Origin of the sequence: uncultured Acinetobacter sp. (genome assembly GCF_947626835.1) — a bacterium.
In the GTDB taxonomy this organism is placed as follows: domain Bacteria; phylum Pseudomonadota; class Gammaproteobacteria; order Pseudomonadales; family Moraxellaceae; genus Acinetobacter.
This window is the reverse complement of the sequence record NZ_CANQTS010000027.1, coordinates 22281-31317: the sequence shown is the minus strand read 5'-3', so window position 1 is coordinate 31317 and position 9037 is coordinate 22281. Positions and strand designations below refer to the sequence as shown.

8 protein-coding genes and 1 pseudogene are annotated in these 9037 nt (G+C 40.6%); 6 read left to right on the top strand and 3 right to left on the bottom strand.

The features are described from left to right. Positions 1-247 precede the first annotated feature (247 nt). Positions 248-781 (top strand): hypothetical protein, encoded by a 534-nt coding sequence (locus Q0Z55_RS10115; protein ID WP_297427943.1) that lies wholly within the window; start codon positions 248-250, stop codon positions 779-781. Positions 782-806: 25 nt separating this feature from the next. Here Q0Z55_RS10115 and Q0Z55_RS10110 read toward each other — a convergent pair. Together Q0Z55_RS10110 and lysS are read right to left on the bottom strand one after the other, a co-directional pair. Further along, positions 807-2253 (bottom strand): annotated as a pseudogene (locus tag Q0Z55_RS10110) (capsule assembly Wzi family protein). A gap of 200 nt (positions 2254-2453) precedes the next feature. Next, positions 2454-3983, bottom strand: coding sequence for a lysine--tRNA ligase (gene lysS / locus Q0Z55_RS10105; RefSeq protein WP_297427933.1), 1530 nt, complete (start codon positions 3981-3983; stop codon positions 2454-2456). Positions 3984-4189: 206 nt separating this feature from the next. On the opposite strand from lysS, the gene Q0Z55_RS10100 reads away from it, so the two are divergent. Next, positions 4190-4687: a YqiA/YcfP family alpha/beta fold hydrolase gene (locus tag Q0Z55_RS10100; protein WP_297427930.1), complete on the top strand. Its 498-nt coding sequence runs from the start codon at positions 4190-4192 to the stop codon at positions 4685-4687. Positions 4688-4727: 40 nt separating this feature from the next. Here the strand turns inward: Q0Z55_RS10100 and Q0Z55_RS10095 are convergent, their stop codons facing one another. Beyond that, positions 4728-5270, bottom strand: coding sequence for an adenine phosphoribosyltransferase (locus Q0Z55_RS10095; RefSeq protein WP_297427927.1), 543 nt, complete (start codon positions 5268-5270; stop codon positions 4728-4730). A gap of 427 nt (positions 5271-5697) precedes the next feature. Between Q0Z55_RS10095 and rubA the strand changes: the two genes are divergently transcribed. From rubA to oxyR, 4 genes are all read left to right on the top strand, one after another. Beyond that, positions 5698-5862 carry a rubredoxin RubA gene (gene rubA / locus Q0Z55_RS10090; protein WP_297427925.1) on the top strand — a complete coding sequence of 55 codons (165 nt, stop codon included), beginning with the start codon at positions 5698-5700 and terminating at the stop codon, positions 5860-5862. Between the two features lie 64 nt (positions 5863-5926). Beyond that, positions 5927-7105, top strand: coding sequence for an FAD-dependent oxidoreductase (locus tag Q0Z55_RS10085; protein WP_297427922.1), 1179 nt, complete (start codon positions 5927-5929; stop codon positions 7103-7105). A gap of 10 nt (positions 7106-7115) precedes the next feature. After that, positions 7116-8057: an alpha/beta hydrolase gene (locus tag Q0Z55_RS10080; protein WP_297427919.1), complete on the top strand. Its 942-nt coding sequence runs from the start codon at positions 7116-7118 to the stop codon at positions 8055-8057. 6 nt (positions 8058-8063) lie between these two features. Continuing rightward, positions 8064-8969 carry a LysR family transcriptional regulator OxyR gene (gene oxyR, locus Q0Z55_RS10075; protein ID WP_297427916.1) on the top strand — a complete coding sequence of 302 codons (906 nt, stop codon included), beginning with the start codon at positions 8064-8066 and terminating at the stop codon, positions 8967-8969. Positions 8970-9037 lie beyond the last annotated feature (68 nt).

Below are 9037 nucleotides of genomic sequence, written 5' to 3'. Positions count from 1 at the left end.
ATTTTGTCTTGAGAACCAATATGTTACAAAAACAGGGCTTTTTTTCTACTCTTTTTTTATATCGAACTCAGGTTATTATAGCAATGGTTCAGCTTTCCCCTATTCATTTGACTTAATTTTATTAAGTGAATATTTCACTGATTTAAGCGTAAAAAACTCTCAATGTTTCGCATAAAAACTGTTGGCAAAGCCTGAAAATCTGCCTACATTAAACTTTATCTTGGCTTATATGCTATCTTCTCTCATGATGAACTATTCAGTTGAAACTTTAAAACAACGTATTGAAGCTGCGCATTTGGCAGGCTTTATTTATCAACACCAACAACATATTTTAGTTTTACAAGAACCTTTAACCGATCAAGGCGAAACATTAAGCTTTTTTGCCCAACACGAAACCACCAGTGATCAAATTGGTTTACAGTTTGCAGTCAAACTCGATGGCAATCAGCTTAAATTTCTGATTGGTGCGACCCATAGTAACCAAGACCGTGGTTATGAAATTGGCGCAGGCAATTTAAAAGGCGAACAAAAGGCCTTTAATTTACTTTATGCATTTTATAATTACCCTAAAGCATTTTATTTGGTCGAATTACCGCTGTTTTCCAACTCGGCACAACTTGAGCAAGCCATTCAAGAGCAACTTTTTAGTCGTCCTGAACTCAATTTTATTCAGACTGCGACTAAAACCAATCCACGCGGTCAGCAAGTGCAATGGATTAAAGACTATATTGTGCAGCAAAGTTTAGATATGAAAGTGCGTATTCAAACCGCTCTACTTTAAAAAAAGCCCCTTTAGGGGCTTTTTTTTAATATTTCAATAAACGACTGTCTAAAGGAATCTCAATGCCAAGTGATGCGCCTGCATCCTGAACATTTGTATCAGAGTCGTTAGCCATGCGTTTAGTTTTAAAGGCAGATCTGCACGCAGTTGATGCTGCCAACTCACATCAAGTGCACGAATAGTATCTTCCACTAAAAAAGCTTGATTGGTATCACGATTCGATTGATTGACTTTCGCTGCGAGTAATTTAGCATTAATACGATTCTTTGGGTCAAGATGCATATGCCCACCGACAGAGAACATCTGTGCATCGCCACCTAAACCATGCCCTAAAGAAAAGCCATGTTGATAGTAACCATCGGTGTACAAGCTATGATTGTAAGAAATACCACGTACTTCACCATTGGTACGCGTATCCGCCCATTCGGCATACACTTGATAAGGTCGCTGCTTAAAACTTGATGAATAATCAACACCTGCTAAATACATTTTTTTCGCAGGCAGTAAACCCGCTTCATCCTCACCGACATACTGTCCATATAAACTGACAGGCTGATTGATTAGCGTCTGAAGATTTAAACGTGCATCAAAACCTGCAATTTGATTAGACGGATCAGGTTCACCTGTGCCACCATTATCTTTATTGCCCAATAAAGCATCCCAAAGTGAATTCATACTCTCTGGACGCCCCTCACCCCCCATTGCAAGCTACGTGATGCTGCAAGCTCTAAATAAGGGAGCGGCTGTGCAGTCAAACGCAAGCCAATGAGTTTGGCCTTAGGAATCGCCTGATAATCATCTAACTGACCTGCAAAAGCTTGATATTGCCAAAGACCCAACCATGACAACCATGGCGTTTCAAATGAATGTTGTTCGGCGCGTTGCATGGTCAAGCCATAAATTGGACGACTCGCATCACCACGGATAAGACTCCCTTCATGCCCCGGCCCCCAATAGGTTGGAATTTGACCTGCAATCAACCATTGATTCCACAGTTTGCCTGCTAAATAAGACCCTTCTAAATTCAACTCTTGACCATGATCAATTTGCAGATCTTTTTCAGCGTTGATACGTAATTTGGCATCCCAATTGTCACTACCGGCATTACCCTCGATTCTCACTTGATACTGAGCCTTGACATCATCAGCAAAAGTTTGTGGTAAATTTTTCTGCTCACTTTCTGCAAAAACACCTAATGTTAGGGGAATATTGTCTTGTTTTAAGGCAATTTTTACAGCATCAATGACTTTTTCCTGACTTGAATTCTGAATTTTAGCTGTTTCTAAAGCATGCTCAATCTCATCAGCACTTAATGGCCACATCGAGGTACTGATTTGAATCACGCCTTGTTGATTCAGCCAATTTAAATCTTGACGTAACTGCTCATCATTCAACACAATGCCTTGTGCATAAAGTGGCGTGAACGTCATACAACCCAAACTGACAGCAGCGATTAGCCATTTTTTTAACATAGATGGATCATCAAAATAATTAAACTGCTTACATTGTTATTAAAGTTAATCTTAATAGTTTATTTATTTACACTTTATAATAAAATTCAACACAAAAGCACTACATAAGCTTTACAACCCAAACAACAGCTTATTTTGAAACAGTTTTAGGAACATATAAAAAAAACCCGCACTTGGCGGGTTTTCTTAAAGCTTAAATATTAAGCATTTTTATGACGCATATGTGGGAATAAAATCACATCACGAATACTTGGCGCATTCGCAAACAACATCACCAAGCGATCGATACCGATGCCTTGACCTGCTGTTGGCGGTAAACCATATTCTAATGCTTCAACAAAGTCTGCATCGTAATGCATCGCTTCGTCGTCACCTGCTTCTTTTTCATCTACTTGCGCTTGGAAGCGTTCTGCTTGGTCAATCGGGTCATTTAACTCTGAGAAGCCATTGGCTAACTCACGACCACCAATAAAGAACTCGAAACGGTCGGTAATGTGTGGATTATCATCATTACGACGTGCAAGTGGTGAAGTTTCAGCTGGGTATTCAGTAATAAAAGTTGGCTGACGCAGTTTGGTTTCTACAGTTTCTTCAAACACGATAGTTTGTAATTTACCTAAACCAAAGCCTGGTTTAACTTGCTCTTTGAGTTCTTCTTGAACAAATTTTGCAAGGAAATCACGGTCATTGACGTTTTCAGGGCTAAACTGTGGGTTATGCTCTAAAATTGCATCAAACATTGAGATTTTTTTGAATGGACCTTTAAAGCTATACACTTCATCGCCATATGGCACATCAGTTGAACCTAAGATATCAATCGCTAACTTTTCAAGCATTTGCTCGGTCAGTTCCATTAAATCTTTGTAATCTGCATAGGCTTGGTAGAATTCAATCATGGTGAATTCTGGGTTATGACGTGTCGATACCCCTTCGTTACGGAAGTTACGGTTAATCTCAAATACACGTTCAAAACCACCCACCACTAAACGCTTTAAGTAAAGTTCTGGTGCAATACGTAAAAACAATGGCATGTCTAAAGCATTATGATGCGTTTCAAATGGACGCGCAGACGCACCACCTGGAATCACATGCATCATTGGCGTTTCAACTTCCATAAAACGACGATCATTTAAGAACGCACGAATCCCTGCCACCACTTGGGCACGAATTTCAAAAGTCTTACGTGTTTCTTCGTTAACGATCAAGTCTAAATAACGCTTACGATATTTAACTTCTGTATCGGTTAAACCATGGAATTTATCCGGTAATGGACGCAATGATTTGGTTAACAGTTCAAAGTGTTCGATATGAACGTACAAATCCCCTTTACCAGAACGACCGATATAGCCTTTGACTGCAATGATATCGCCTAAATCTAGACCTTTAATCGTTGCAACAGTGTCTTCATCGAGTTCTTTACGTGCCACATAAAGCTGAATACGGCCCGTCATGTCTTGAATGACAATAAATGAACCACGGTTGAGCATCACACGACCTGCAACCGATACATAGACTTTGTCACCTGCTTCGATGTCTTCTTTTGACACCTCAGCAAATTGATCTTGTAAATCTTGTGCGTAATGTTCGCGTTTAAAGGTATTTGGCCAAGGGCTCGTACCAGTTTGTTGTGCCTTGTCTTGAATTTGTTTTAACTTGGCATGACGCTGTGCAATTAAATCGTTTTCGGAAATAGTTTGTTCAGAAGTCGACTGAGCGTTTTGTTGCGTCATCTCTGCCTCGAAATAGCGAATAAAATAGAAGTTGCATAGCATAGCAGATTTACAAGAATTTGCGTAAGAGTTCCTCGACATGCATGCAAAAATTTGCTTGGGCTAAAGTCTATAAGACCAAATGTGAACTTCTTCAGCATAAGAATTGGCTTAAAATAAGCACAAATAAATAAATGAACAATCACATATTTTGGATTGAGATCACAATGCCCGCCCCTAAAATTTTATTTTTTCATGGTCTTGACTCATCCAAAGCGTCAAGCAAATTCCATGCAATTGATTCTAATAATAAATTCTGTGTGACTGTTGACTATCGTGCTTTAAGCTTTCAAAGCGTATATGCGCTTTATCAAGAACTAATTCGCACGCTTAAACCCACACTGATTGTAGGACACAGTTTAGGCGGGTATTGGGCGCTTAAAATGTCATTGTGGTCAAAAATTCCGGCCATTATTGCCAATCCAAGTTTAAGCCCTTCTTTTCGTGCCGATTATCCTGCGATTACCGAACAAGAACTTGAGCACGATATTTTGCAATTGGCTTATTTAGAATTGGATGATGAGATTTTAGATATGCATGCCGTCAATGCACAGCTTGAACCGTATATGCAAGTGGCAGCGGTAGCAGGTGGGCATCACCGTTTAGCCCGTCCTGAAAATTTAAATGTCTTGATTGAACAAATCAAACTTTTACAACACACATAAAAAAAGCCTTGGATCATCCAAGGCTTTTTCATGCTAAATCTTAAGCAACATCTTGTTGTGGCTGTGATTTATCATCTAATACTGACCAAATGGTTAAACCTAAATCAGCATGTAAGTCTGGTAAATCTAAGAAAATGCTTGCACCTAAAATGTGGTGATTACATTTTTCAGCCAGTTGTTTAACTGCTTTTAATGTACCGCCTGTCGCCAATACATCATCCACAATAATCACTTTCTGAGCCGGTACTTCAGCCGACATTTCTAAACGATCTAAGCCGTATTCCAAACTATAGCCTACACCAACCACAGGTGGCGGTAACTTACCTGCTTTACGTACAAGCACTAAACCTTTGCCTAAACGCTGTGCCAATAAGCTTGCCAATACAAAGCCACGCGCTTCTACAGCAACAAAGCTATCCACTTCAGCGAGTTTTTCAGCCGGAATACTGGCGATTAAAGCATCTGTTAACGGCTCAAGGTTGCTCATAAATAATGGAGTGAGATCAAAAAATTTAATCCCAGGTTTTGGGAAATCTTGAACCGTACGAATATGAGACCACAACGTTGTAGACAAATTGCTCATGGGAGAAATAATCAGTAATCAGAAAGAACGTGTGGAATTTTAACCGCAATTAAAAAGCAAGGCTAGCCAATTACAGCCTAAAGCGCTCAATTAAAAAACAGCGTTTTTGTATAAGTTTTTGTTTTTTAATTACTATTTTTTTATTAAATATTAAGTATAGACTACTATGATCTTATAATAACCAATTTAGCCTTATTTTGCTGCGCGACTTTAGTCTAGTGAGACTTAATGTCTTGGTGGTTTTAGGCTTGGCTGTGTGTGATGGATAAAAAACTATAAGCGCTTTTTATTTTTGCAGCAAAATACAATCTACACGTATATTTACTTTACTTTGATAGGGCAAGCACGTCAGAATTTAGCGAAATCACCTTATAATCAGCGTGTTTATTTTTTGCTGACCCTATGTTGGTCAGCAGTGGAGAGTCAGATGAAAAAATATCAATGCATCGTATGTGGCTGGATTTACGACGAAGCACAAGGTTGGCCTGAAGATGGTATTGTAGCCGGTACTTTATGGGATGATATTCCAGAGGATTGGACTTGCCCAGATTGTGGTGTGTCTAAAGCTGATTTTGAAATGGTTGAGCTTTAAACCATAAAAAAAGACCATTTCGATGGTCTTTTTTTGATTTTTATCTATATAGAGAGATTAATGTATGCATCCCATCGTCATCATTGGTTCAGGTATGGCCGCTTATGCTGTGGCACGTGAATTTCGTAAAATCGACCAAAATACTGCACTTGTGATGATTTGTGCCGATGACGCACGCAACTATGCAAAACCAACCTTATCTAATGCTTTAGTGGGCAACAAAGCCCCTGGACAAATTGCATTGGGTGATGCAGAAAAAATGAGTACTCAACTCAATATGCACATTATGGCAAATACTTGGGTAAAAGCTATTGATGCCGAACAACAGGTACTTGAGCTTGAGTGTGACGGACAACCAAGCACACAAGCCTATGCAAAGTTGGTGCTGGCTCTAGGTGCCACACCCATTCGTGCAGCGCTACAAGGTAATGCTACTGCGCAAGTTCATGTGGTGAATAACTTAAATGATTACACCGCATTTCGTGGCGAGCTTGATCAAAAAGCTGCGCAACGGGTTGCCATTTTAGGTGCAGGTTTAATTGGCTGTGAATTTGCCAATGATTTACAGCAAAGCGGTTATCAAGCTACTGTGATTGATATAGCCGAGCAAGCACTGGCACGTTTATTACCTCAAGATGTAGCTACACAGTTCCAAAGCAAATTACAAGCAGCCGGCATTGAGTTTGAATTGGGCACAACAGTGACTTCAATTGATCTAGAAAGTCATGGTTATCATGTGACGCTTGCCAATGGTAAAACGTTACAAGCAGATATGGTGCTATCAGCCATTGGTTTACGTGCCAATAGCGAGCTTGCACAAGATGCAGGTTTGCAAGTAAATCGTGGGATTCTTACCGATACGCAACTGCAAACCAGTGCAGAGCATATTTATGCGGTAGGTGATTGTGCCGAGGTCAACGGTACGTTATTACCGTATGTCATGCCAATTATGCAACAAGCGCGTGCTTTAGCAAAAACCTTAAGCGGTCACCCAACCCATGTGCACTACCCTGCCATGCCTGTTGCGGTTAAAACACCTGCCGCACCGTTAACGGTGTTGCCTGTCCCACAAGATGTTGATGTAACATGGAAAATTGAGCCACAAGAAGATGGTTTAATTGCGCAAGCATTCGATCATCAGCATACGTTGCGTGGTTTTGTGTTACTTGGGCCAACAGCAGCCAAACAACGCTTGAGTTTAACCAAATTGGTGCCGGATCTAATTCCTGCCCAAGCACAATAGGAAGTTGGGTATGAGTTGTGCGCTTGAGTTTAAAGCTTCACCCTATACTGCATTTATGCAAGAAACCAAAGTTAATTTAGGCAATGGGATTGAGCTGCATGTAGAAGTGGGTGGCAAAGCTGATGATCCAGTTTTACTGTTAATTATGGGTTTGGGCGCACAATTACTCTATTGGCCAGATTTTTTTTGTAAATCACTCATCGATCAAGGTTTTCGGGTCATACGCTTTGACAACCGTGATATTGGTTTATCCTCAAAAATTCATCATCAAGGCCCGCCTTTGAGCATAGCGAAACTGATGGGACGTTTTGCTTTAGGCTTAGAAAATCAAGGTGCGCCTTATAATCTATATGACATGGCTGATGACGTGGCATTATTAATTGAAAAAATGCAACTTGGCCAAGTCTATGTCTTAGGGGCATCAATGGGTGGCATGATCGCGCAGATTTTGGCGGCACGTTATCCTGAACAAGTACGTGCTTTGGGGTTGCTATTTAGCAGTAATAATCAACCTTTATTACCACCACCTTTCCCAAAGCAGCTATTTAGTTTAATTGCACGCCCCAAATCTGATGATGAAGATGCTATTATTGATCATAACCTACAGATTTTTAAAATCATTGGCTCGCCGGGTTATTTAAACCATGTCGAGGCAGCACAAGCGGTGCGAAAGCTCTATCAACGAAGTTATTATCCGACTGGTGTACTTCAACAGTTTTTCGCAATATTATGTACCGGCTCTTTACTTAAACTGGATCAGCAAATTCATCAAGCAACCTTAGTGGTTCATGGGTCGCGTGATCGTCTGTTGCCACCAGCGCATGGTAAGGCCATTGCTAAAGCAATCTCAGGCGCTAGATTTGAATTAATTGAAGGAATGGGGCATGATATCCCACCGCATTTTATTCCTTATCTTAGCGGATTATTTGCTCATCACTTTAAATCTAATTAGGACACTATGGCTGCATTACCATCCTTAAGACAGCTGTCATACCTTGTTACACTGTCTGAAACACTGCACTTTACTGAAGCAGCGCGTCGTTCTTTTGTGACGCAATCGACTTTGTCGGGCGGGATCATGGAACTTGAGCGCTTACTTGGTGGCGTGCTGGTTGAACGTGATCGTCAAAATGTGCGTTTAACCCCACTCGGTGAACAAGTGGTAGCACGCGCGCGTGTTCTACTGGCTGATGCTCAAGACTTAATGCGTTTAAGCCGTGAGATGAGTGAGCCGCTAACCGGCGACTTACATTTAGGTATTATTCCCACCATTGCCCCATTTATCTTGGCGCAACTGTTAGATGAAGTACATAAACAACTGCCAAAAATTCAGTTGCATTTGCACGAAGCCCAAAGCGAAAAAATCGTTGAAAAATTAGAACACGGCAATTTAGATATGGTGGTGCTCGCACTGCCATTTGATACCCGTGGTTTAAAAGTGGCTGAAGTGGCACGCGAAAGCTTGTATTTAGTGTGTAACAAAGCCGATCAACATGCTTTAAATGCCAATTCTCTTGATCAACTCGATTTATCGCGTTTGATGTTGCTAGAAGAAGGTCATTGTTTACGTGATCATACGTTAAGTGCTTGCCCAATTGGCGAGCGTAAAAATGATCATCGTTTAAAAGCAAGCTCATTGCCAACTTTAGTGGAAATGGTGTCGGCAAACTTGGGCTTTACTTTATTGCCTGCAATTGCAGTACATACCACTATGATCAAAGCCAATCCTGAGTTAAGTGTTAAACCGATTGAAGCAGGTCCTAGCCGTACATTGGCTTTAGTGACCCGTAAAAGCACACCACTGCAAAGTGAATTTGATGTGTTGTTACAGATTTTGCAAAAAGTCACCCAAGATTTACGCTAATTTTACTGCAAAAAAAAGGAGCTTCATGCTCCTTTTTTTAGGCCTTTGATCAGGCTTGCTGTCGCCCA